Origin of the sequence: Streptomyces atratus, from assembly GCF_040655115.1 — a bacterium.
GTDB classification, from domain to species: Bacteria; Actinomycetota; Actinomycetes; order Streptomycetales; family Streptomycetaceae; genus Streptomyces; species Streptomyces atratus_D.
Window position 1 is genome coordinate 394,647 of record NZ_JBFAJH010000002.1, and the last position, 22,527, is coordinate 417,173.

17 protein-coding genes and 1 pseudogene are annotated in these 22,527 nt (G+C 70.9%); 13 read left to right on the forward strand and 5 right to left on the reverse strand.

All coding sequences use genetic code 11. The features are described 5' to 3' along the window. The first annotated feature begins 131 nt into the window (after positions 1 to 131). Positions 132 to 749, forward strand: a complete 618-nt coding sequence (locus tag AB0I23_RS04895) for a hypothetical protein (RefSeq protein WP_359106839.1) — start codon at positions 132 to 134, stop codon at positions 747 to 749. 87 nt (positions 750 to 836) lie between these two features. Here the strand turns inward: AB0I23_RS04895 and AB0I23_RS04900 are convergent, their stop codons facing one another. After that, positions 837 to 3,518: an FG-GAP-like repeat-containing protein gene (locus AB0I23_RS04900; RefSeq protein ID WP_359106841.1), complete on the reverse strand. Its 2,682-nt coding sequence runs from the start codon at positions 3,516 to 3,518 to the stop codon at positions 837 to 839. 426 nt (positions 3,519 to 3,944) lie between these two features. On the opposite strand from AB0I23_RS04900, the gene AB0I23_RS04905 reads away from it, so the two are divergent. From AB0I23_RS04905 to AB0I23_RS04930, 7 genes and pseudogenes are all read left to right on the forward strand, one after another. Then, complete coding sequence (locus tag AB0I23_RS04905) at positions 3,945 to 4,724, forward strand: hypothetical protein (protein WP_359106843.1); 780 nt, start codon at positions 3,945 to 3,947, stop codon at positions 4,722 to 4,724. An 84-nt stretch (positions 4,725 to 4,808) separates the two neighbouring features. After that, positions 4,809 to 4,946, forward strand: a pseudogene (locus tag AB0I23_RS41590) (L,D-transpeptidase family protein); the annotation flags it as partial. A gap of 181 nt (positions 4,947 to 5,127) precedes the next feature. Next, positions 5,128 to 5,568 (forward strand): hypothetical protein, encoded by a 441-nt coding sequence (locus tag AB0I23_RS04910; RefSeq protein WP_359106845.1) that lies wholly within the window; start codon positions 5,128 to 5,130, stop codon positions 5,566 to 5,568. A 125-nt stretch (positions 5,569 to 5,693) separates the two neighbouring features. Beyond that, the gene (locus AB0I23_RS04915; RefSeq protein WP_359106946.1) at positions 5,694 to 6,323 is read left to right on the forward strand and encodes an RNA polymerase sigma factor; all 630 of its coding nucleotides are present in this window, start codon (positions 5,694 to 5,696) and stop codon (positions 6,321 to 6,323) included. Further along, positions 6,320 to 7,120: a hypothetical protein gene (locus tag AB0I23_RS04920; protein ID WP_359106847.1), complete on the forward strand. Its 801-nt coding sequence runs from the start codon at positions 6,320 to 6,322 to the stop codon at positions 7,118 to 7,120. Before AB0I23_RS04915 ends, AB0I23_RS04920 begins: the two co-directional genes overlap by 4 nt. Positions 7,121 to 7,467: 347 nt before the next feature. Further along, a complete protein-coding gene (locus tag AB0I23_RS04925; RefSeq protein WP_359106948.1) occupies positions 7,468 to 8,190 on the forward strand; it encodes an RNA polymerase sigma factor in 723 nt (240 codons plus the stop codon). Continuing rightward, a complete protein-coding gene (locus AB0I23_RS04930) occupies positions 8,169 to 9,260 on the forward strand; it encodes a hypothetical protein (RefSeq protein WP_359106849.1) in 1,092 nt (363 codons plus the stop codon). Before AB0I23_RS04925 ends, AB0I23_RS04930 begins: the two co-directional genes overlap by 22 nt. Positions 9,261 to 9,449: 189 nt before the next feature. Here AB0I23_RS04930 and AB0I23_RS04935 read toward each other — a convergent pair whose 3' ends face one another. Continuing rightward, positions 9,450 to 10,349, reverse strand: coding sequence for a L,D-transpeptidase family protein (locus tag AB0I23_RS04935; RefSeq protein WP_436846871.1), 900 nt, complete (start codon positions 10,347 to 10,349; stop codon positions 9,450 to 9,452). A gap of 221 nt (positions 10,350 to 10,570) precedes the next feature. Between AB0I23_RS04935 and AB0I23_RS04940 the strand changes: the two genes are divergently transcribed. Together AB0I23_RS04940 and leuE are read left to right on the forward strand one after the other, a co-directional pair. Beyond that, positions 10,571 to 12,151, forward strand: coding sequence for an acyl-CoA mutase large subunit family protein (locus AB0I23_RS04940; RefSeq protein WP_359106853.1), 1,581 nt, complete (start codon positions 10,571 to 10,573; stop codon positions 12,149 to 12,151). 115 nt (positions 12,152 to 12,266) lie between these two features. Continuing rightward, positions 12,267 to 12,944, forward strand: a complete 678-nt coding sequence (gene leuE, locus AB0I23_RS04945; protein ID WP_359106855.1) for a leucine efflux protein LeuE — start codon at positions 12,267 to 12,269, stop codon at positions 12,942 to 12,944. A gap of 281 nt (positions 12,945 to 13,225) precedes the next feature. Here the strand turns inward: leuE and AB0I23_RS04950 are convergent, their stop codons facing one another. Beyond that, positions 13,226 to 14,389, reverse strand: a complete 1,164-nt coding sequence (locus AB0I23_RS04950) for an acyltransferase family protein (protein WP_359106857.1) — start codon at positions 14,387 to 14,389, stop codon at positions 13,226 to 13,228. A gap of 206 nt (positions 14,390 to 14,595) precedes the next feature. Here AB0I23_RS04950 and AB0I23_RS04955 point away from each other — a divergent pair, with 206 nt between their 5' ends. Both AB0I23_RS04955 and AB0I23_RS04960 read left to right on the forward strand, forming a co-directional pair. Further along, complete coding sequence (locus AB0I23_RS04955; RefSeq protein WP_359106859.1) at positions 14,596 to 16,143, forward strand: hypothetical protein; 1,548 nt, start codon at positions 14,596 to 14,598, stop codon at positions 16,141 to 16,143. After that, positions 16,140 to 18,497: a glycosyltransferase gene (locus AB0I23_RS04960; RefSeq protein WP_359106861.1), complete on the forward strand. Its 2,358-nt coding sequence runs from the start codon at positions 16,140 to 16,142 to the stop codon at positions 18,495 to 18,497. The genes AB0I23_RS04955 and AB0I23_RS04960 overlap by 4 nt, the downstream gene beginning before the upstream one ends. Before the next feature lie 105 nt (positions 18,498 to 18,602). Here the strand turns inward: AB0I23_RS04960 and AB0I23_RS04965 are convergent, their stop codons facing one another. Both AB0I23_RS04965 and AB0I23_RS04970 read right to left on the reverse strand, forming a co-directional pair. Further along, positions 18,603 to 19,973: a polysialyltransferase family glycosyltransferase gene (locus AB0I23_RS04965; protein WP_359106862.1), complete on the reverse strand. Its 1,371-nt coding sequence runs from the start codon at positions 19,971 to 19,973 to the stop codon at positions 18,603 to 18,605. Continuing rightward, positions 19,970 to 20,953: a glycosyltransferase family 2 protein gene (locus AB0I23_RS04970; RefSeq protein WP_359106864.1), complete on the reverse strand. Its 984-nt coding sequence runs from the start codon at positions 20,951 to 20,953 to the stop codon at positions 19,970 to 19,972. The genes AB0I23_RS04965 and AB0I23_RS04970 overlap by 4 nt, the downstream gene beginning before the upstream one ends. A gap of 209 nt (positions 20,954 to 21,162) precedes the next feature. On the opposite strand from AB0I23_RS04970, the gene AB0I23_RS04975 reads away from it, so the two are divergent. Next, the gene (locus AB0I23_RS04975; protein ID WP_359106866.1) at positions 21,163 to 22,521 is read left to right on the forward strand and encodes a DUF6716 putative glycosyltransferase; all 1,359 of its coding nucleotides are present in this window, start codon (positions 21,163 to 21,165) and stop codon (positions 22,519 to 22,521) included. Positions 22,522 to 22,527 lie beyond the last annotated feature (6 nt).

The following is a 22,527-nucleotide window of genomic DNA, read 5'->3' on the forward strand; positions in this document are numbered from 1 at the left end:
GATGCGCCCACTGAGCGACGCTATTCGGCCCCCCAGTGACGCTTTTGAGCCATCCGGCGCTGAATGCGGTAACTGGAAGCGCTCCGTTCCCGTGCATGCACTCACGGGGGCGCGGCCGACGGGAGACGCCGATGAGCCTGCTGGAACTGATGGCCGCCGCCGACGAGCGGGGACTCGCCGCGAGCGCGGTCGCCTGCCTCGACCGCTGCCTGCCGCAGCCCGCCGACGGGGCCGATCCGGATCCGCTGCGCCCGCTCTGGGCAGGGTGCGCGGACGGCTCCGTGTGGCCGGACCGCCTCGCGGAGGTGCGCGCGGTGCTGGATGCCGCGGTCGATACGGCGGGGGCGGCGCCACAGATCCGGAAGCTGCTGAGCGAGGCACCCGTGGACCGGGCGGCGCCGGAGCTGCGGGAGTGGGCGGATGCCTGTTCGCTTGCCGCGCTGGAGACCCACTGCCGGCTCGATGCCCCGGGCGTGGAAGAGGCCGAGGCCAAGTCCGAGTCCGAGTCCGAGTCCGAGTCCGAGGACCGCACCGAACTGCTGAACCGCTGCTGCACCGAAGGCCCGGAAGACGCCGGTCCGCTTCTCGCCGGTGAACTGCGTCGCCAGATCCAGATCCTGGAGACCCTCGCGGAGACCACGGGCACCGTGGGCAGCGGTGCTGCCCTGCGCCGGGCGCTCAACCTGTCGACCGAAGGCCGCCGGGTACTGCGTGCGGTGGTGTCGCGCCAGGCCCGCGGCCGGGCCTGACCCGAAAGGCTCCGCACAAAGCAGGAGCCCCCCGGGTCAGGCCGAGGGGCTCCAGTATGTGTGCGAACGACGCGAGCGGCCCGGGTGCTACGGGGCCAGGGTCAGCCCGATCCGGATCCCGGTGGGTGAACCGAGCGCCGACACCCCGTAGTACAGGCCGGTGTCGGCCTTGATGCCCGAGGTGCTCGTGTTGTCGAGTTGCAGGATCGTGCCGCTGTCGGCGTCCTCGCCGTCCGCGCCGATCGCGATGTCCGCCCGCGTGTAGCCGGAGAGGTCCGTCAGCGACACGGACGAGCCGAGCCGGTCGTTGGACTCCGTGGCACCGGGAATGCCCGTGGTGTCCTGGCTGTATCCGACGGCGCCGGTGCCGGTGGGGCCGGTGGCGGAGCCGCGGATCAGGAAGACCTGGCCGGCGTTGCTCCGGTTCACGCCGTCGCGGGTGAGGTCCTCGCCCGGTGCGCCGGTGAGGATGTCGCCGTACCCGTCGAGATCGACGTCGCCGATGGAGACGGACGCTCCCATGTCGTCGCCGGTCTCGCCGCCGCCCGGTACACCGGTGGTGTCCTGGTGGATCGTCTTGCGGCCGGTGGAGGTCAGACCGGTGGCCGAGCCGAACACGGCCGTGACCGCGCCGCCCTTGGCGGTGTGTCCGGACTCGGTGGCGGACGGCTGGCCGACCGCCAGGTCGGTGGCGCCGTCGCCGTTGAGGTCACCGGCGGCCAGCGAGCGTCCGCCGCGGGCATCGAGGATGCCGACCCGCTGCAGTCCGGTGGTGGACCCCTTCAGCCACAGCAGTCGTCCGATGCCGCTCGGGTCGCGGTAGTTGACGGCGGCGTCCGCGTAGCCGTCCTTGTTGAAGTCACCGGTGACCGCGGCCGCGTAACTCACGGCAGCGGTGTACGCGGCGGTGTTCAGGTAGCCGGACCTGGCCGCGCCGGTCCTGCCGTCCCAGGCCCACCAGCGACCCGGCTTGCCCGGTGCGACGGAGAAGATGTCGGCCTTGCCGTCGGCGTTGAAGTCGCCCGAGGTGACCGTCGTACCGAGCTTCTCGCCGCCGATCCGGCCGGACGCGGTGACCGAGTAGCTCCTGCCGGTCGTGAGGCCGGGGCCGTACATCACGACGACCGTGCCGTTGTCGGCCTGTGTGAGGTCCTCGCCGGGCCCACCGATGACCAGGTCCGCGTACCCGTCGCCGTTCACGTCGCCCCAGGCGTTGGACGAACCGAACAGATCACCCGACTCGGAGCCGCCGGGCACGCCCGCGCTGTTCTGGTCCAGCTTGCGCTTCGCGGCCGAGCTCGGGCCGTCCTTGGTGCCGGGCAGCACGGTGACGCTGCCCGCGCTGCTCGCCGCCTTCGGGAGACCGGCGACCAGGTCGGTGACGCCGTCCCGGTTGAAGTCGGCGGTCGGGACCGCGGCGTTGCGGGTGCCGTTGGTCGCGTACGTGCGGATCGCGCCGAGCTTGGCGTACAGGTTGGCGCCCGGGCACGCCGTGGCGAACCCGTCGCGGTGTCCGGCGATGGTGTTGAACGTGACGTCACCGGCCGGCTTGGTGTTGCCGTCCGCGTCGGTGACGAGACGGGTCAGCGTCACCTTGGCGGTGGGGCTGACGCCGTACTGGCCGAGCTTCCAGGCAGCGACCCGGGCGGCGGACTGCAGGGCGACCTGGGTCGGCTTGCCGGTTTCGAAGTTGCCGAGCAGCGAGATGCCGGTCGAGTACGAGTTGAAGCCGTAGGTGTGGGCGCCCTTGACAGGGAGGTCGGCACCGCCGCCGCGGCCCTCGAAGATCTGGCCGCACTTGTCGACCAGGAAGTTGTAGCCGAGGTCGTTCCAGCCCTCGGTCTTCACGTGGTACGTCATGATCGCGCGGACCATGGCGGCGGAGTCGGCGCAGCTGTAGTTGTTCGTGTCGACGGTGTGGTGGATGTAGACCGCCTGCACCTTGTCGATGTACTCCGGCGGGTCCTCGACCAGCGACTCGTCGGCGCCCCACTGGGAGCGGCTGATGATCGGCGGCCGGTTGACGGTCGAGGGCGGCGCGGTGGGTACGGTCGCCGTCGGCTCCGGAGTGGGCGAAGCGGTGGCCGTCTCGGAGGCGGAGGAGGTGGCGGTTGGCGTCGCCGCGTCCGTGGCCGTCGCGGTGTCGGTCGGCGCGGCCGGCTCCGTGGGTGTACCCGTGGGCGCATCGGTCGTGTTCGTCGCCGAGGGGCTCGCGGATTCCTCCGCGACGAACGCGGCGTTGTCCATGGAGTCCGGAGCGGTTGTGGCGGCCGCCGGGTTACGGGACTCGGCCTTGCTGACGCCCGGGTCCACCATGTGGAGCTTGAGCCCCTTCGGCAGCGCCCTGCCCGAGTTCACCTTCACCTGCACGGCGTTCGAGGCGCCGACCCACAACGGCTCGGTCGCCTGCCGGGCACCGGCCCTCTCGGACCCGTCCGGCCCGTCGGCGGACAACTCCAACTCCCGCCAGGGCGACCACTTCCCGGTCTCGACGTCCCGGGTCCGCACCTGCGCGGCGCCGTTCACGTTCGCTGCCCCGTCCCAGCCGATGCCCACCAGCGAGAACGGCGCGGTGCTCGTGGTCGGCAGCGTCCGTTCGGTGGCCGTCCCCCCGCCCAGCGCGAGTGACCGCAGCTTCGCCGGACGCTGCTCCGGCCCCTGGGGGCCGGCCGGCCCGTCGGACGGGTTGGCGATTGCGACCGTCACCACTCCCGCCCCGCCGAGCACCACGGCACCGAGGGTCAGCCAGGCGCGGCGCTTCAGGCTCATCGGTCTGTACGCATGCGAACTGTGCGGGCTCAAATGCCCCACCTCTCAGGAGAGTTCAAGTACCCAGACGTTCATCGGGCCCCACCTGTCGAGCGGGCGGCCCGGGATACCCAGCGAAGCCAGGGGCTCAAACGTCACACCGATTCCCCCGAGAGTGACACGCGTCACAGCCGCTGAGTGCGGCGCGGGGCTCACCGCACGTCCCCTGGTGGGCCCTCCGCAGGCATTCGGGTTGATTCGGAAAGTATGTCCGTGGGGGTGATCGCACGGTGAATGCTGCTGTACAGTCCGCCCGCCGTGCAGGCTCGGTGGTCGTGACGAAGGAATGGGTACGTGCGAATTCGTTTCAGGTGTGCTGTGTTGCTTGTCCCTCTGTCGCTCTCGCTCGCCGCTTGCGGCACTGAGGACGCACAGTCGGAGTCGGCCGTGTCGAAGAGCCCGGAGACGAAGGAGTCGCCGAAGCCTTCCACCGCTTCCGTGCCCGAGTCGCCGGAGGACTTCCTCGACCTCGCCGAGAAGGCGATGGCGGAGGAAAGCGCGTGGACGTTCTCCGTGAAGGGGCAGGAAGGGCTGACGCTGCGGGGCCAGGAGAGCGCTGCGTCCTACCGGGCCACGGTCCGGCGTGGCATGGCGCCGGAGGCGCTGCACTCGCAGGGCGTGAGCACCAGCAGCAAGGGGGCCAAGGAGAACGAGGAGATCTACGTCGTCGACGGCGCGGTGTACCTCAGGAATGGGGGCGCACCGTGGAAGGACGCGCCCGCCTCAGACCCCGGGATGCAGAACAAGGTCGAGGACCCGGTCGCGGCCATCGAGGAGTTCCGGGCGTACGTGCGGGCCGCCACCGGTGACGAGGTGAAGCTGACCGCGGTGGACGGCACGGTCGAACTCCGCGTCGGCAGCGACAAGCAGAAGCTGACAGGCGTCCGGGACCGTGCGTGGGTGAAGAAGGCGGTGCGGGAGTTCGACCCCACTGCCGAGCAGCTCCGCACGGCCGGCATCCCGGTGAGCGACGCGCAGCTCACCCTGTCCGGCCTGGAGGAGGTGTTGGTCCTGGACGCGACGACGTACCGCGTCAAGAGTCACCGCTTCGAGTTCGGCTTTCTGATCCCTTACGGCGGACAGGACATCACGTTCGAGCAGGACGTACGGCAGGAGAACCAGGGCACGTTCAACGGGAAGATCGAGCTTCCTGCCGGCGTGCGCTGACCTGGTCCGCAGTTCCGGCAGTCGGAGGCAGGCTGCCGGGCGCCGGCCGCCGACGCCGCCGGCCGGAGCGAAGACCGCGTGGGCGGACGGCCGTGCAGGATCTTCCTGCACGTCAACGGGAGTGGTGCCACCGCCGGTTGTGTCTCGGTGCCACGCGCCGCGAAGGACCGGATCAGGGCCCGGATCAGGCCGGGTACCCATCCCCGTATCGTCATCGGCTGAGGTCGGAAACCGGTTCGGCGTCGGCAACGCTCGGGATTGGGTAATGGTTGTGCGAGCGGAAGCAATTCTTCCTGTTCCAAACCGTGAGAACGAACACAGTGTCTGTCGCGTGATGTTCCCGGGTCCCTGAGCGCTGGGTCAGTGTCGGTGATCGCCGGCACCGCGAAGGGCAGGGTGAATCATGGGTGGGGACGACCGGACAACGTTTCCCGAGGCGGCGGTGATGCGCTCCTACACATCGGAGTTCGTCGCCCGGCTCACGGCGCGCAATCGGCTGCCCCTGGACTACTCGGTCGCCAGTCTCCGGCTCGTCGATCTGGTCGTCGACGGTCTGCGGCGGGATCGGCCGCGACGGAACCGGGTCGCAGGGACTCTGCTGGGGCTCGGGGCGTACACCGGCGAGGTGATCGTGCGTAGGGCCGGTGGGACATGGGTGGACTTCGACGCCGCACAACGGGAGCTGTTCCGGCAGGCGGTGGGCGTGCGGATGCCCGACGGACGGGTCTGGAATCCGCTCGGCAAGGTCATCAACCGCTTCGAGACAGGGGCGGAGGAATCGGTGCAGCGGCTGTATCTCCTGCTGCACGGTCGGACAGCGCAGCGGAAGGGTGTATGCGGGTAGCTTGCGCGTATGGGGAACCAGTGACGTTTCTTTGGGTCCGGGCGCAGAAGGAGAGTGGGGGGCTGCGTCGGCAGGAATCGGGCACGGTGGCCGGTGCCGGATCGGGCGTCGAGTGGGGAAGTGTGTTGGGCACGGGCGGGGAGCAGCGCCGCAGGCAGATGTACGACACCGAGCTCGGCGATGCCGTCGAACGTGCCCAGCAGGGGGACAAGGACGCCTTCGCCGTCGCATACCGGATGGTGCAGCCGGGCCTCCTCGGCTACGTACGCGGACTGGTCGGCGACGACGCCGAGGACGTGACCTCCGACGCCTGGCTGGAGATAGCCCGCGATCTGGGACGGTTCCGCGGTGACGGAGCCGGGTTCCGCGGCTGGACCGCGATGATCGCCCGCCACCGTGCGCTCGACCACGTGAGGAAGCTGAAGCGGCGGCCCCGTACCACCTTGATCGAACAGGACGTGCTTCAGTTGCCCGGCGGCCACGACACGGCCGCCGCGGCGCTGGAGACGCTCTCCACCCAAGCGGCGCTGGAGATCATCGGCACGCTGCCGCGCGAGCAGGCCGAGGCCGTACTTCTGCGGGTGGTCGTCGGTCTGGACGGTCCTGCGGCGGCGCGGGTGCTCGGCAAGCGTGCGGGGGCGGTCCGCACGTCCGCGTACCGTGGACTCAAGAGGCTGGCGGGGCAGTTGTCCGCGGGCCGTGCGGCAGGTGCTGTGACAAACAGGGTGAGCCGGACGCTGGGAAATGAAGAATGAGACACGAATCGCAGCGGCCGCCAGAAGCGCCGGAGACACCTGAACTTGCCGCCCTGCTCGCGGCAGCGCGGCGTACCGGGGCGCTCGACCCCGGCGACGAGAAGCGCGCGACCGCCGCCTTCGTGGCCGCGCGGGACGAGGGCGCGCACGCCGGGGTGGTGTGGTGGCGGCGTCGGCGTGACGACTGGCGTCCGGCGAAACGACGGCGTGGTGTGCGCTCGCTTCGGGTGATGCTCGGCGGCTTCGTGGCTGCGACGACGCTCGGCGGGGTCGCGGTGGCCGCGGGGTCGGGGGCGATTCCGGCACCTTTCGGTGGCGGTGAGCCCGACGGGGCGGAGTCCGTACGCCCCCCGCGCACCTCTCCCGCGACACCCGGTGGGCGTCCCTCCGGCGAGGAGTCGCTGCGGCCGGACGGCGACGGTGCGGCGCCGGGGGCCACGAACGCTTCCGGCGACGTGCATCCTTCCGGCCGGCCCGACCGGGCACAGGACGATGCCGCGCTGTGCCGTGTGTACCTCAGCGACCGGGGCAGCGGGAAGGCCATGGACGCCGCCGCCTTCGAACGGCTGGAGGCGGCGGCGGGCGGTGCGTCGGAGGCGGCGGTGACGGCCTACTGCGACGGGCTCCTCGGGCAGCGGTCACCGAGGGAGTCGAAGAAGGTCCAGGGCAACCGGGACGCGAAGGGGGAGGCGGAGAAGAAGGTCGTGCCTGAGGGGAAACAGGGCGGCCGGGCGCTGCCGAAAGGGAGCGGGAACCGGACGGGGAGCGACGGCAAGGACAGGACCGCTGCCGACTGAGTCGCCGAACGGTCCGTCACCGGGTTGGAAGGGCGTCCTCCGGGAACGGCGCTGGGCGGGACCTTGGACCGGCCGGACAGAGAGAGCTGAGGGGGAACGAGGACGACCGGGGCCGCCACCCCCCACAGGAGAGGCCCCGGTCGTCTTCCGCGGGGCCGCAGGGCGACCCCGTACTCCTCTCAGCGCCATGAGTGCGTTTTCTGTCACACCTCACTGTGTCCGTGAACGTTGCGGGTTGTGCAAGTCATGGACGCGGCCCCTGCGAAGGACGTAGCGTGCTGAGTCGCGCAGGGTGGCGCGGCAGTGATGACCAGCTGCGATTCGGGACAGCAGGGCGGGTTGAGGGAGTGCTGGGGGACGACGCGGAGTTGACTGCCGCGGTGCTCGCGGCACAGGACGGGGACGAGGACGCCTTCCGTTCTGTGTACCGCGCCGTGCAGCCACGGCTGCTGGGCTACATACTCACGCTGGTGGGGGAGCCGGACGCGGAGGACGTGGCGTCCGAGTCCTGGCTGCAGATAGCGCGCGACCTCGACCGGTTCAGCGGAGACGCCGACCGGTTCCGCGGCTGGGCGGCGCGGATAGCCCGTAACCGGGCCCTCGATCATCTGCGGATGCGCGGCAGGCGCCCCGCCATCGGCGGCGACGAGACCGAACTGTCCGAGAAGCCGGCCGGGTCCGACACCGCCGACGAGGCGATGGAAGCCCTGGCCACCGACCGCGCCATGTCCCTCATCGCCCAACTGCCGCAGGATCAGGCCGAGGCCGTCGTGCTGCGCGTGGTGGTCGGCCTGGATGCGAAGAGCGCGGCGCAGACGCTGGGCAAGCGGCCAGGAGCGGTACGCACCGCCGCGCACCGCGGACTGAAACGGCTGGCGGAGCTGCTCCGCGCGGACAGTGACGACGACGGTGGCGAGGAGGGCGCGTCGCGTGGAAGCCTGCCGCACGGGAGCGCGGCAGCTTCTGCGGCGGAACTCGGCGCGGTGCCCGCGCAGCGCCTTTCCCGGACCGGTCTGGCGGCGTCCGCCGGTGTGACGGATTCGCGTCCGTGGACGCAGAGGGACATGTGATGGCCGACGAGCAGTACGCATGGCTTGACAGGGACGCGGCGGAGCGTTTGCTACGCGGCGAACCGGTCGATCCCGGCGAGGGCCACGCGCGCACCGACGCCGAACGGCTCGCGGCCGTGCTGGGCGCGGTCGCCCGCAGTGGCCGCCCGGCCACCGGTGAACTGCCGGGCGAGGCCGCCGCGCTGGCCGTGTTCCGGTCGGTCCCGCGCGCAGGGACGCGGGCGTCGGCGGGACACGCCGCGGAGGGCGGTGACCCCCGGACGCTGGGGCCGGTACGCATCGGCCCGTCGGTCTCGGAGGGCGGCCGCATGCGTGCGGGGCTCTGGAGCCGTCCCGTCCGTTTCGGTCTTGCCGCCTCCCTCGCGGGCTGTGCGCTCGGCGGGGTGGCCGTCGCGGCAGGTGTGGGCGTGCTTCCCGGCCCGTTCGGCGAACACGCCGACCCGCTGCCGGCCTCCTCGGTGTCGGCATCCGAGTTTCCGGAGGAACTGGGCTCCGGGGACGGGTCCGGCAGGACGACCGCTCCGCCGTCGGGATCGCCGGACGTGAACACCTCCCCGGATTCCACCGGGGGAACGAACCAGGGCAAGGGCGACGGGGACGGCACGTCCGGCCCGGGCGGAACACCGGACGGGAGCGGCGCCCGGAACGGCGAGAGCGCCGGCCCCCGTTCACCGGACGCGACCGGCAGCGAGGGCACACCCGGTAGCGCCCAGGGTGGCACGTCGAGTGCCCCGTTCGCCCGGACCCTCAAGGCGTGCCGCGACTACCGCGACGGCAAGCTCGACGGTGCCCGCAGGCGCCAACTCGAAACGCTGGCCGACGGCGCCGCCAACCTGGACGGGTTCTGTCAGCGCGTGTTCGACAAGGCCGGTGACGAGGGCGACCGGGAGCAGGGGAGCGGCGCCGACGGGCAGGGGAACGGTGGCGACCAGCAGAACAGTGCCGACGCGGACGCGCGCAGGTACACGCCCGACGCCCCGGCCCCGTCGGCACCGGCGTCCCCGACCGCTGTCACCTCCCCTGCGGCCACAGCTCCGGCCGTCCGGCCCACCGCCTCGGTCAGCGGCTGAGCCGTTCCGACCGCTCCGCCGGCGCAGGGTGTGACACTTTTCGGCCCGTCGACGCAGTACGGAGTGAGCCGACTGGTCATCGGCAGCGCACAGAGCCGGGGTTCCCCCCGTACCTTCGGCTCAGCGCACCTGGCGCGGGCGGGACACGTTCCCCCGGTCCCGCCCGCGCCCCCTTCACCTCGCTCCCGCTCACCAGTAGATGACGACCTTGTCGCCGCCCCGCACCTGGTCGAAGAGGGCGGCGATCTTTCCCTCGTCCCGGACGTTCACACAGCCGTGCGACGCGCCGCTGTAGCCGCGGGCCGCGAAGTCCGCCGAGTAGTGCACCGCCTGGCCGCCGCTGAAGAACATCGCGTAGGGCATGGCCGTGTGATAGATCGTCGACACGTGGTGCCGGGACTTCCAGTAGATGGAGAAGGTGCCTTCGCGGGTCGGCGTGTACTGCGAGCCGAACCGCACGTCCATCGAGGAGACGACCCGGCCGTCGATCATCCACGACAGGGTCCGGCTGTTCTTGCTGATGCAGAGCACCCGCCCGGTCATGCAGCGCTTGTCGGGCCTGGCGGCGGGCCGGGAGGTCGGCGGGTTCAGCTCGGCGGCCGTCGGCTTCCGCGTCATGGCGACCAGCTTCTGCCAGGTGAGGGTGTCCGTTCGGCCTGTACGGGACAGGCCGCGCTTGCCCTGGAAGGACTGCACGGCGGCGACGGTGACCGTTCCGTAGTAGCCCGTCGGGCTGCGGTCGAAGTGGCCGATCTGACGGAGCCGGGCCTGCAGTTCCCGTACCTGCTTGCCCTCGGAGCCGGTCGCCATCAATGTCCTGCCCTGCGGAGCGGGCTTCGGTGCGGCGGACACCGACGGCGAGGGCGCGGCGGTCGACGACGAGGGGGACGCGGCGGGCTTGGCATCGTCGGTCGCCGGGGCGGAGGTCCTCGGCGAGGACGAGGGCTTCGCCGCGGAACCGCTGGAGGCATGCGCCTGGCAGCCCGCGGTCGTGGCGGCCAGCGTCAGGACGGCGGCGACGGACACCGCCGTACCGCCTGCCCGGTGTGCCGTTCCTTCACCGCGCCGGGTTCTGTGTGCCCATATCATCCTCGGCCCCCTGACTCCTTCGTTGTCTCTTGGGACGGATTCCCGCTCTGCCCGGTTGCCAAAGCCCGCGCATGATGGTGAGTGCGGTGGGGAGGGACAGAGGACGCACCCTGTGAGCAAGGTCCCAGCCGGTGCCCCTCCACCGGTCGCACGCCCGCCGCTACAGTCCGTCGCGAGGGTCGTTGGTTACCAGTTGGTAGCTTCAGTGGGAGGTACAGCAGATGACGCGCGAGTCGGAGTCGGGACTGCCCATCGAGCCGGTGTACGGGCCGGACGCACTCGACGGGTGGAACCCCGATGACAAGCTGGGAGAGCCGGGTGCCTACCCCTTCACGCGCGGTGTCTACCCGTCGATGTACACCGGCCGGCCGTGGACGATGCGTCAGTACGCGGGTTTCGGCACGGCCACGGAATCCAACGCCCGCTACAAGCAGCTGATCGCCAACGGCACGATGGGCCTCTCCGTCGCCTTCGACCTGCCCACCCAGATGGGCTACGACTCCGACGCGGCGATCGCGTCCGGCGAGGTCGGCAAGGTCGGGGTGGCGATCGACTCGATCGACGACATGCGGGTCCTGTTCGGCGGGATCCCGCTGGACAAGGTCTCGACGTCCATGACGATCAACGCCCCGGCCGCGTTGCTCCTCCTGCTGTACCAGCTGGTCGGAGAGGAGCAGGGCGTTCCGGCGGACAAGCTGACCGGCACCATCCAGAACGACGTCCTCAAGGAGTACATCGCCCGCGGCACGTACATCTTCCCGCCGGGGCCCTCGCTCCGGCTGATCGCCGACATCTTCAAGTACTGCCGGGCCGAGATCCCGAAGTGGAACACCATCTCGATCTCCGGCTACCACATGGCGGAGGCCGGGGCCTCGCCCGCGCAGGAGATCGCGTTCACCCTCGCGGACGGCATCGAGTACGTCCGTACCGCCGTCGCGGCCGGCATGGACGTCGACGACTTCGCCCCGCGTCTCTCCTTCTTCTTCGTCGCCCGTACGACGATCCTGGAAGAGGTCGCCAAGTTCCGCGCCGCCCGCCGGATCTGGGCCCGGGTGATGAAGGAGGAGTTCGGCGCGAAGAACCCCAAGTCGCTGATGCTGCGCTTCCACACCCAGACCGCGGGCGTCCAGCTGACCGCCCAGCAGCCCGAGGTCAACCTGGTGCGCGTCGCGGTCCAGGGGCTCGGCGCGGTCCTCGGCGGCACGCAGTCGCTGCACACCAACTCGTTCGACGAGGCGATCGCCCTGCCGACCGACAAGTCCGCCCGGCTCGCGCTCCGCACCCAGCAGGTCCTGGCGTACGAGACGGACGTCACCGCCACGGTCGACCCGTTCGCGGGTTCGTACGTCGTCGAGAAGATGACGGATGCCGTCGAAGCCGCGGCCGCGGACCTCATGGGCAAGGTCGAGGACATGGGCGGCGCGGTCAATGCCATCGAGCGCGGCTTCCAGAAGAACGAGATCGAGCGCAGCGCCTACCGCATCGCCCTGCAGACGGACAGTGGGGAGCGCGTCGTCGTCGGCGTCAACCGCTTCCAGCTCGACGAGGAGGAGCCGTACGAGCCGCTCCGCGTCGACCCGGCGATCGAGGCCGCGCAGGCGGCCCGGCTGACGAAGCTCCGCGCCGAACGGGACCAGGACGCGGTGGACGAGGCGCTGGGACGGCTGAAGAAGGCGGCCGAGGGGACGGACAACGTCCTCTATCCGATGAAGGACGCGCTGGCGGCGCGGGCGACGGTCGGCGAGGTGTGCAACGCGCTGCGGGAGGTGTGGGGGGTCTACGTGCCGACGGACGCGTTCTGAAGGGTGGCTCCGCCCGCACGGATGATCTCCCTTCTTCTCGACGGCGAAGGCTGGGCCGTACCGTCCGCCGAGACACCCGAACGGAGTGTCGTACCCCCGTGCGACACTCCTGTTCATGCTGGGTGTCACTGATCTTCCGACCTATCTCGTCGGCCTCGTGCTGATCGTTCTGCTGCCGGGGCCGAATTCGCTGTACGTGCTCTCCGTCGCCGCCCGCCGCGGTGTGCGGACCGGGTATGTGGCGGCTGCCGGTGTGTGGACCGGTGACACCGTGCTGATGACGCTGTCCGCGCTCGGCGCCGCCTCCCTGCTGCAGACGACGCCGGTGCTCTTCGCCGTCGTCAAGTACGCGGGCGCGGGCTATCTGACGTGGCTGGCGATCGGCATGCTGCGGGCCTCGGTTGCCATGTGGCGCGAGCGGCACCGGCAGATCGCCGAGTTGGCGGACGAGGCCGCCGGACCGGGCGGGGCGGGGACGGCGGCCGGGGCGGTGGAGCGTCCCTACCGGCGGGCGCTGGTGGTGAGCCTCTTCAACCCGAAGGCGATCCTGTTCCTGATCTCCTTCTTCGTGCAGTTCGTCGACCCCGGGTACGCCTATCCCGCACTGTCCTTCCTGCTGCTGGGGACGCTGCTGCAGATCGCGAGCTTCCTCTACCTGTCGGCGCTGATATTCGGCGGCACCCGGCTGTCCGCCGCCTTCCGCCGCCGCAAGCGGCTGTCGGCCGGGGCCACTTCGGCGGCGGGTGTGCTGTTCCTCGGGTTCGCGGCGAAGCTCTCGCTCAGCAGCGTGTGAGGCGGACGGGCGGCCACCGGTTCACCGGTGCCACGCCTCACCGCCCGCGTCGTGGATCACGCGCCGCAGGACTTCGAGGGCGCGTACGTCCTCCTCGTCGGGGACATCCCGGTGGATCTCTGCCGCCGCCCTTCCCGTACGGACGGCGGTCCGGGCGTGCGGGGTTCCGGGTGCGCGGCTGGATGGCCCTGCCCCGCGAGCCCGGGAAGAGCGCGGGCGCACGGTCTGCGGCTGGTCGTCGCGCGGGGATCGCGGAGTGGTACGGGTGCGCCGAGCGGGTGTCAGACGGAGCGGCCCGGACCGCCCGTCAGTGATCTGCGCAGCCGCGGTGTGAGGAACCGCTCCACGTACCGGTGCAGCAGCCAGGCCAGCGTCAGCATCAGCACCACCGTGAGCGCCGCCGTCGCCCACGGGGGGACCCCGAGGCGCTGATGGAGCGTGTTCACCGCCACCCAGCCCAGATGCTCATGGACGAGGTAGAAGGGGTACGTCAGAGCTCCCGCTACGGTCAGCCACCGGTGGTCGAAGCGGGCCAGGGCACCCAGCGCGACGGCGGCGACCGCGGCGAATCCCGCGGTCACGATCGCGATGATGACCAGTGACGAGCGGTACGAGAAGGCGTGCGGACCCGCCGGGTGCCACAGTTCGGCCACCGCGTAGTGCTGGCCGAGCAGCCAGCTGACGCCGACGATGCCCCAGGCCGTGACGTCCCGCCGGTTGCGGTGGACCAGGTAGAGCCCGATGCCGCCGATGAAGAACGGGGCGTACGCCGGCATCAGGACCACGTCGAGCAGCGGCTCGCCGGATGCCTTGCCGAGCGCCGCGGCCAGTGTCCACGCGGCGCAGAAGAGCACGATCCGCCGCCGGGTGGCCCCCGGCAGGACGACGCACACCGCGAACAGGGCGTAGAACCGTATTTCCGCCCACAGCGTCCAGCACACGCCCAGCACCCGGTCCACGCCCAGCGGCTGCTGGAGCAGGGTCAGGTTGACCAGCGCGTCGCTGGGCGAGACCGCCTCGTACGCCACCGTCGGCAGCGCGAAGACCAGGGTCACGAGGACGACCGACGCCCAGTACGCGGGCAGCAGCCTGGCCGCCCGCGAGGCGAAGAACGACGCGAGCGAACGGCCCCAGCCGCTCATGCAGATCACGAAGCCGCTGATGACGAAGAAGATCTGTACACCGAGACAGCCGTAGGCGAACCACGTGTGGGCGGACGGGAACAGGGAAGCGGCGGAGACTCCCCACGCCGCGGTGATCTCACCGCCCCGGCCCCCGTAGTGGTACGCCGCGACCATCAGCGCGGCGACCAGCCGCAGCCCGTCGAGGGCCCGCAGCCGGGGTGCGGGGCGCGCCTGCGGTGACCGGGGCCCCACCTGCGCGGCGGCGGTGGAAACCCGCTCGGTCGTCCTGCCCGGCATCTCCGGAGTGATGGTCACTGACATCCCTTCCAACAGCGGCGAAGGGTCAGGCTAGGGCGCCGATGGCTCCGGAACGAGCGGGAAGGGAGCAATTTCCCGTGCTGACAGGGCGAGTTCATCTCGCGGCCGTTCAAGTTTCTTAGCGTGCTATGGAACCTCACACGGTTTCCGAACATCCGTAGCCCTTCTCACGCCCCTTCCCCCCACGGGCACCAGACGCTTGGAGCGCCATGACGAAAGCCCGCACCCGCTGGCCACGGCAACGTGACGCGGGGGACTCGGCCCCGCCCGAAGGCGGGACGTCCCACCTCGCCACCGTCCTCCCGACGGAACTGGAGACCTGCCTGCGCGCCTGTGCCGCGCACAGCGGGAAGCTGGTCGCCGGGCTCGACCGGCGGCGTACGGCTCTCGCGGAGGCGCTGCGGAACCTGCTGGCCATCCACGCCACGATGGAGCAGACGGCCGCCGCGGCCTCCCCGCTCCCACTGCTGCGGCGCCCGGGCAAGGGCGGGACAGGTTCGTCGCTCGTGCTCGGCGACGCACTGCTCGACCCGCTGCTCGCGGTCGGCAACAAGGCGCTGGACTGCGGTTACGAGGACGAGCTGAAGCTCGCGATCCTCATCACGGACACCGTGCTGACCCAGCGCAGGCGCTCCCGCGCGGGCTGGCGGCTGCGGGCCCGCACGCTGGAGGCGATGGGGGCGGAGAGCGCCGCGGTCGAGGCGTACGAGCGCTACCTCGGGCTCACCGACGAGGACGGCTTCGGCGTGGCGGCGAAGATCGCCGGTCTGCGTGCCGGCGCCGAGCGCCAGGACGAACTGCTGCGGAAGCTGGAGAGCGACTGCCCGGAAGCCGCCGAGTTCACCGGCCGGTCCGTCACCGAGTCCTGGGCGGAAGGCCTGGAGCTGCACGCGCGCGGCGAATGGCGCGCGGCCCGGCCCCGGCTGATCGGCGCGCTGCTCACCCAGGACCGGGCCGGAGCCCCGGTGCCGGAGATCCAGGAGGCCGCGTCCCAGTACCTGGGCCTTGCGATGGAGGCCGGCGGCCTGGCGGGCAGTGGCGCCGGCAGCCCCATCAGCCCCACCGACCTCGCCCTTCTCACCGACCTGATCGCGCTCTACGCCGAGCAGCGCCGGACCCGGATGCGCGGCCCGATCGGCGACCCCACCTTCGGCGACGTCGAATGGATCACACTCGGCGAGTTCCGTAACCGGATAGCGGGCAAGTCGATCTGCCTGATCGCCAACTCGCAGCGCGTCGGAAGCAGTTCGATGGGCGCCGAGATCGACGCGTACGACCTCGTCGTCCGCTTCAACTCGTACAGGATCGACCCGTCGGCGACCGGCAAGCGCACCGACATCCACGCCACCATCCACAAGCACGGCTTCAACTGGGACCGGAAGGTCCACACCCGGCTGGTCTTCGGCGGGCTCTCCGGCGACTGGAAGTACTCGCTGCGCAACCGGCTCGTACCGGGCGCCCAGAAGTACCTCGGCGACGAATCGCTGCGCTGGCCGCTGCGGGACATCGGCAAGGTCGGCACCGCCGTCTGGCCGGCGATCCCCACCAGCGGCTTCAACATGCTGTGGCTGCTGGACTACCTGGACGTCAGCTCGCAGCTCGACCTGATCGGCTTCGACTTCTACGAGAGCGGGGCCTACCGCCTGCCCGCCGCGATGAAGATGCCGATCACCTCCGTGCACGAGTACACGAGCGAAAAGGCGTGGGTCATGGAACGCGCCCAGAGCGTCACCGATATGAGGATCAGACTGCGATGACGACGCCCACCGCGACCACCGCGCACGCACCCGTGCCCGTGCCCCGGACCCCCGCCCCCGCGAACGCGCTCACCGGCAAGCGCCGCGTCGCCTTCGCGAGCTTCGTGGACGAGAACTACCTGCCCGGCTTCCTGACCCTGCTGCGCAGCCTCGCCCTGTCCAACCCGGGTGTCTGCGAGGACTTCCTGGTCCTGCACGACGGACTGCGCCCCGCCTCCGTCGCCCGGATCCGGGCGCTGCACCCGCGCGTCGACTTCCGCCGGGTCGACGCCGAGCACTACGACTCGTACGCCAAGGGCGACCAGGACAACTACCTGGTCCGCAAGGCGTACTTCATCCTCGACGTGTTCCGCGTGCGTGACTACGACACCGTGATCACCCTGGACACCGACATGGTGGTCCTCGGCGGTCTCGGCGAACTGCTGGAGCTGCGCGACGGCCTGGCCGCAGTGCCGCAGTTCTTCTTCGGACAGCACAAGCTCAACAGCGGGCTGCTGGTCATCCAGCGCGAGTATCTGAGCGACGAGTTCTGCGCGACGATCGACGAGGTCGGCCGCAAGGGCACGTACGAGCTCGACAAGCACGACCAGGGCATCCTGAACGCCGTCCTCGACGGCGACTTCGTGCAGCTCGACGCCCGCTACAACTTCGTCAAGCGGCGGCTCTCCGGCGACCTCCCGGTGCCCGACACCACCGCGATCCTGCACTTCACCGGGCGGCACAAGCCCTGGCAGGGCGGCGAGGCGGGCTACGGCCAGGCCGAGGACCGCTGGCGCGAGTTCGAGCTGTCCGACGCCGAGTTCCACGCCGCGTACCTCGCCCTGCCCGGCGCCAAGCACCACGACCTGCTGGTGCACTACGGCACCCCGCACGTCCGCCGCACCGCCGACCCGGAGAGCGCCCGCCGGGTCGCCGCCGCACACATCGCCGCCGGTGAGTACCAGGAGGCGGCCGACCTGCTCGGCAGCGTCCGGATACCCGTCGACGAGGCCTGGGCGCACGAGGTGCTCGGCCACGCGTTGATGAGTGTCTCCCGTTACGAGGAGGCCCGCGCCCAGCTCCTTCTCGCGGCCGCCGCGCCCAACCGGGCCGCGACCTCCTTCGCGCGGCTCGCCCAGATCGCCTGGATCCACGGCGACGACGCCACGGCGGCGGCGTACGCACTCCAGGGGCTCGGCGTCGACCCGACCCACCGGGCGAACCGGCTGATGTACAAGCGCACCAAGGACGCGCCCGCCCCTGTGGAGGGACCGGCCGCCGATCAGCTCGCGCATGTCGCCTTCTACATGGAGCGGCAGGGCAATGCCGGGGACAAGCTGCTCCCGGAGAGCGTCCGGCTGGCGTTCGGCCAGGACACCGGCCCGGCCCGCTGGCACTCGGTCCACGCCCACCGGCTGTTCGACGAGGCCGCGCTGGAGCGGGTCAACGCCCGGCGCGGACTGGTCATCGGCGGCGGTGGCCTCTTCATCCCGGACACCGCGCCGAACGGCAACAGCGGCTGGCAGTGGAACGTCCCCGACGAACTGCTGGAGCGGATCGACGTACCCGTCATGGTGTACGCCGTCGGATTCAACGCCTTCGACGGACAGGCGTACGGCCATGGCCGGGACCGGTTCCTCTCCTCCCTGCGGAAGCTGGTGGAGCGCGCCTCGTTCTTCGGGCTGCGCAACCACGGCTCCATCGAGAAGGTCCGCGCGCTTCTGCCGTCGTCGCTGCACGACAAGGTCCGCTTCCAGCCCTGCCCGACCACGGTCACCCGGCAGCTGGTCAGCGGCTGGACCGACCCCGTGCAGCGCGAGAACACCGTGCTGATCAACGCCGCGTACGACCGGTCCGGGCTCCGCTTCGGCCACGACTACGCGCACTTCCTCGCCGAGATGGCCACCGCGGTGAAGGAACTCGGCAAGCGCGCCGAGGTGAAGTGTGTGGCGCACTCGCTGGACGACGAGCGGATCGCGTTCGACCTGCGGCGCGAGCACGGCATCTCACTGCCGGTGATCCCGATGTACGACTTCGAGAACCATGAGATCCGGTCCACGTACGCCCGGACCAAGCTGGTCATCGGGATGCGCGGGCACGCCGGCATGATCCCGTTCGGCTGCGGTACGCCGATCATCAGCCTGATCTCGCACCCGAAGATGGCGTACTTCCTGTCCGACATCGACCGCCCGGAGTGGGGCATCTCCGTCCACGACCGGTACCTCGGGGCGCGGCTCGCGGAGCGGGCGGCGGGGCTGCTGGACGACCATGCGGCGACGGTCGCCGACGTCCACGGCAGGCAGCAGGAACTCTGGAAGGTCACCGAGGCGAACGCCGCGGACCTCCGGGTGATCCAGGGCGGCGTGCGTATCTGACGGCACGACGAAAGGGGGGGCGGGGCGCCGACCAGGCGCCCCGCCCCCCCTTTTCTGCCCTCGATCGCCGGGCGGGCTCGAGACGGAGCACCCGGTCGAGCCGTCTCAGCGGAGCACAACACGCCGCAACGACTTCGCCCGCCGCGCAACCCTGCGCACCGCGGCGTTCTTCGGCAGGAACGCGAACTGCGCGGGCACTCCACCCGGCAGCCCCAGCGAGGTGAGCCGCTTGCGCTTGAAGTAGCGCCAGGTCGTCGCCGTGAGATGGGCGGAGAGATACCGCTCCGCGGCCGGCCGCAGCTCCGGGTAGATCTTCGGCTGCATCGTGAACCCGACCGCGGCGACCAGCTCGTTCAGCTCGGCCGGTGCCACCGCCCCCGTCTTTGTGACCGCCTGCCGGTCGGCGAGGTCCGGGACCAGCGCGTCCACCAGCGTCACCGGAACCCGGTTGCTGTTCTCGAACGGCGACAGCCGGTCCAGCAGCATCTCCGTACCGACCCGGGCGACCGGCACACCGTAGAACGCCGACGCCGTGAGCAGCGCGGTCGAGAAGCAGCCGACGACCAGCGCCGGCCGCATCCGCCGGTACAGCACCTCGGCCAGCACCGGCGCCGTCAGCACCCCCGAGTCCAGCACCGTCAGCTCGGCGCCGAGCGTCTCCGCCTCCGCCTCCATCGCCCGCGACCACTGCGCCGGCGCCGTCGGATGCGGCTTGAACACCAGCCGGGTGTGGCCGAGTTCGACCGCCCCGCGCATCATGCGCAGATGCAGCTTCTCCTCCTCCGCGGCGCTGATCAGACCCAGCGCGGAGAGGTACTGGCCGAGCAGCAGCGCCGGCGCCTCGACGGACGGCACGCTCCCCACCACATCGTGCGCGTCGGCCAGTTCACCGAGCACCTTGAGGAACGCCTCGGTCGGCACGATCTGCGACGTGACGCCGAACTCCGTGAGCAGCAGCGGCTTCAGCCCCGGCACGAGGTCGAGGTGGAGCAGCCGCCGCACCCGGGTGCCGGTCAGCGGATCGATCTTGTTCCTGGTCGGGCCGTAGCTCATCAGCCCGTCCGCGTACACATCGATCGGTGCGCCGGTGAACATCTGGGCGATCGCCATCGCCGGGTTGACCTGGATCGACTCGATCGCGAGCTCGACGGTGTCGTCCCCGAGTCCCCACGCGAGGCGCAGATGACGCTCCCACAGCGGTACGTCGTCCGGGCGCGGGGCCCAGCCGCTCGGGTGGAACGGGGCGATGGTCTCGTTCCACGACACCACGTCGTCGAACCGGCCGCGCAGGGCGTCGAACCCGGGCATCGCGTCGACGGCGGGTGTCGTCTCCGGAATCGCCGCGTTGTTCGAGACGAGCAGGATGCGGCGGTCGGCGTCCGCGAAGGCGCCCGCGTCCAGCGCGGCCGCGAGGGTGGCGGTGCCGTAGAGGGTGGAGGCGAGGAAGATCTGCGTCGTACGGGTCCGGCTGCTCATGCGGCCGCCACCTCCTTCGCGGCGACCGGGCGGCGGCGCAGCCTGCGCAGCAGGGTCGCGCGCTGTACGTCCATCGAGTCCAGGGCCTCGTCCAGCACGTCCTGCGGCATCCGCTTGAGTGCGGCCGCACTCATCGACTTCAGGGCTCGGGCCACGGCGGGTTCGAATCTCTCCATCGAGCTCATGTGATGAGAAATGATGGCGCAATAGGTGCGGACCGCTTTCGGCAGAAGGGCCTGCGCATCGCGGTCCTCCGCCGTTTCCCTCACCACTTGATCAAATGAACGAATGAAATCGAGCTGACGCACGTCACCGATCTGGGTCAGTGACGAGGCGACGCCACGCCGGTAGAAAATGCCGAGAAATCCGAGCACCGCGAAGGAATCTGCCTCGCGGTGCAGCCGCCAGATCCACGGCCGGTCCTCGGCGGTGCGCAGACCGTCCGTGAAGTGCAGCAGTCCGCGGTCCAGGAGCCGGCGGTGGTAGAGGCCCGCCCAGGCGTACGGGTAGTCGACCGAGGTGGTCCGCGCGGCGGGCAGGATCGCGGTCCGCGGGTCCATGACCTCGTCGCGCCGGCCGTGCGGTACGCGGTGCACCGTACGGGTCCTGCCGTCGACCTGCACATGGTCGGTACGGACGAAGTCGCAGCCCAGCGCCTCGGCCCGGGCCAGGAGCCCGGGGAGGTAGCCGGGGGCCACCCAGTCGTCGCCGTCCAGGAAGGCGAGGTACTCGCCGCGGGCCGCGTCCAGACCGGTGTTCCGGGCGGTGGCCAGCCCGCCGTTCTGCTTGTGTCTGCTGACGACCACCCCCGGAATCTCGTCCTCCGCGCGGCGCAGTATGTCCGCGGTCCCGTCGGTCGAACAGTCGTCGACGAGGATGAATTCGAAGTCCTCGCGGGCGTTGGCCCGCAGGCTCCTCAGGGTGTCGGGGGCGTATGTCTGCACGTTGTAGAACGGCACGATGACGGAGAGCTTAACCACCCGTCTCACGCTAGGCGGGTGCTCGTCATTTGCCCTGGCCCCAGGAGGGACGGCAGGTGAACGACGCGTGTCGGAACGATGAACCGGATCGAATCCACAGTGATTGAGGGCCTTTTGTGAAGCCGATTCGCCAAGCGTCGGCGGGCTGTTAACCATCTGTTGCCGTCGCGTTGGGCCACGAATCGAAATGCCTTCCTAACTTCTAGGACGTGCCCCCACGTACCAGCAGAACGACGGCGCTCCGGGTCGCCGTACTCGCCGACTCGGACACCCGGTGGAAATGGGGCGCGCTCACCGCGCGCCGCCTGACCACCGGGTCCCCGGGCGCGCCCCGGGCAGCGGAACGGCCGGTCGAGATCAGCGGACTGCTCCTGCGTGGCCGGGCCACCCCGACCGCCCGCCAGCTCGCCGAAGTCGGTGACGTCGGCGTCGAGACCGGCCGGGTGCGCGAAGTGACGGCCGTCGAGTTCCTGCACACCGTGCGGGACGAGGCGTACGACGTCGTGGTTCTCGCCCTCGTCGGGGGCGCCGTCCAGGCGATGCTGCACGGCCTCGCCGCCCTGCGGCTGCCCGCCAGGCCCGTCGTCGTCACCGGCTATGTCGGTGTCGTCTACGAGAAGCTCGCCGACGGTCTGCTGCTGCGGCACGGCGCGGACGTCGTCCTTGCCAACTCCCGCCACGACGCGGAGCGTTTCCGCGCCGTGTACGAGGGAGTGGGAGCCGACGCCTCCGCCGTCACGGAGGCCGCACTGCCGTTCCTCGGCGGCGCCCCGCACCGGCCGCAGGAGGGCCGCGACACCGTGGTGTTCGCCGCCCAGCCCTCCGTACCGGCGTCCCGCGCCGACCGTACGTACCTGCTGCGCAGGCTCGTCGAGCACGCCAGGCTGCACCCGGGCCGCGAGGTGCTGCTGAAGCTGCGCTCCAAGCCCGGCGAGCACACCACACATATCGAAGAACTCCCGTACCAGCGGCTCGCGGAGAAGCTGCCCGGCGGACTGCCCCCCAACTTCCGCCTCGTGTACGGGCACATGGGCGAGGTCCTCGACCGCACCGACCTGCTGGTCACGGTCTCCTCGACCGCCGCGCTGGAGTCCCTCCACCGGCGCATCCCCACCGCGGTCCTCAGCGACCTCGGCGTCCGCGAGACCCTCGGCAACCACCACTTCATCGGCTCGGGCCTGCTCACCTCGTGGGACCGGCTCGACGGCGGCTCCCACCCGGAGCCCGACGAGAAGTGGCTGGCCGGCCAGGGCGTCGCCGCCGACGGCACCTACGACACGGCTTACGAGACCGCACGGGCCCGCGTCGACGCACTGCTGGCCGCGCCCCGCCTGCCCGGCCTCGCCCCGTACTACACACCCGCCACCGCCCCCGGCTACCTGCCCGGCATCCTCGCCCGCCACCACCTGGCCCCCGACGGCCACCCGCTGCCCGGTGCCGCCGCGCCGCGCGAGACCGGCGGGCTGCGGGGCGCGGTCCGCGACGCGGTACGGGAAGCGGCGCGCGGCGCGTACCGACAAGGCGTCCAGCGGGTCGCCCCCGTGATCCGACGGATGGGCGAGCTGTGACCACGA

Bases quoted from the DNA above. Each gene is read 5' to 3' on its own strand.
- leuE (WP_359106855.1), top strand. From the start codon at position 12,267: ATGCTGGGTGTCACTGATCTTCCGACCTATCTCGTCGGCCTCGTGCTG.
- AB0I23_RS04910 (WP_359106845.1), top strand. From the start codon at position 5,128: ATGGGTGGGGACGACCGGACAACGTTTCCCGAGGCGGCGGTGATGCGC.
- AB0I23_RS04965 (WP_359106862.1), bottom strand. From the start codon at position 19,973: ATGAGCAGCCGGACCCGTACGACGCAGATCTTCCTCGCCTCCACCCTC.
- AB0I23_RS04935 (WP_436846871.1), bottom strand. From the start codon at position 10,349: ATGATATGGGCACACAGAACCCGGCGCGGTGAAGGAACGGCACACCGG.
- AB0I23_RS04955 (WP_359106859.1), top strand. From the start codon at position 14,596: ATGACGAAAGCCCGCACCCGCTGGCCACGGCAACGTGACGCGGGGGAC.
- AB0I23_RS04950 (WP_359106857.1), bottom strand. From the start codon at position 14,389: ATGTCAGTGACCATCACTCCGGAGATGCCGGGCAGGACGACCGAGCGG.
- AB0I23_RS04900 (WP_359106841.1), bottom strand. From the start codon at position 3,518: ATGAGCCTGAAGCGCCGCGCCTGGCTGACCCTCGGTGCCGTGGTGCTC.
- AB0I23_RS04940 (WP_359106853.1), top strand. From the start codon at position 10,571: ATGACGCGCGAGTCGGAGTCGGGACTGCCCATCGAGCCGGTGTACGGG.
- AB0I23_RS04920 (WP_359106847.1), top strand. From the start codon at position 6,320: ATGAGACACGAATCGCAGCGGCCGCCAGAAGCGCCGGAGACACCTGAA.
- AB0I23_RS04895 (WP_359106839.1), top strand. From the start codon at position 132: ATGAGCCTGCTGGAACTGATGGCCGCCGCCGACGAGCGGGGACTCGCC.
- AB0I23_RS04960 (WP_359106861.1), top strand. From the start codon at position 16,140: ATGACGACGCCCACCGCGACCACCGCGCACGCACCCGTGCCCGTGCCC.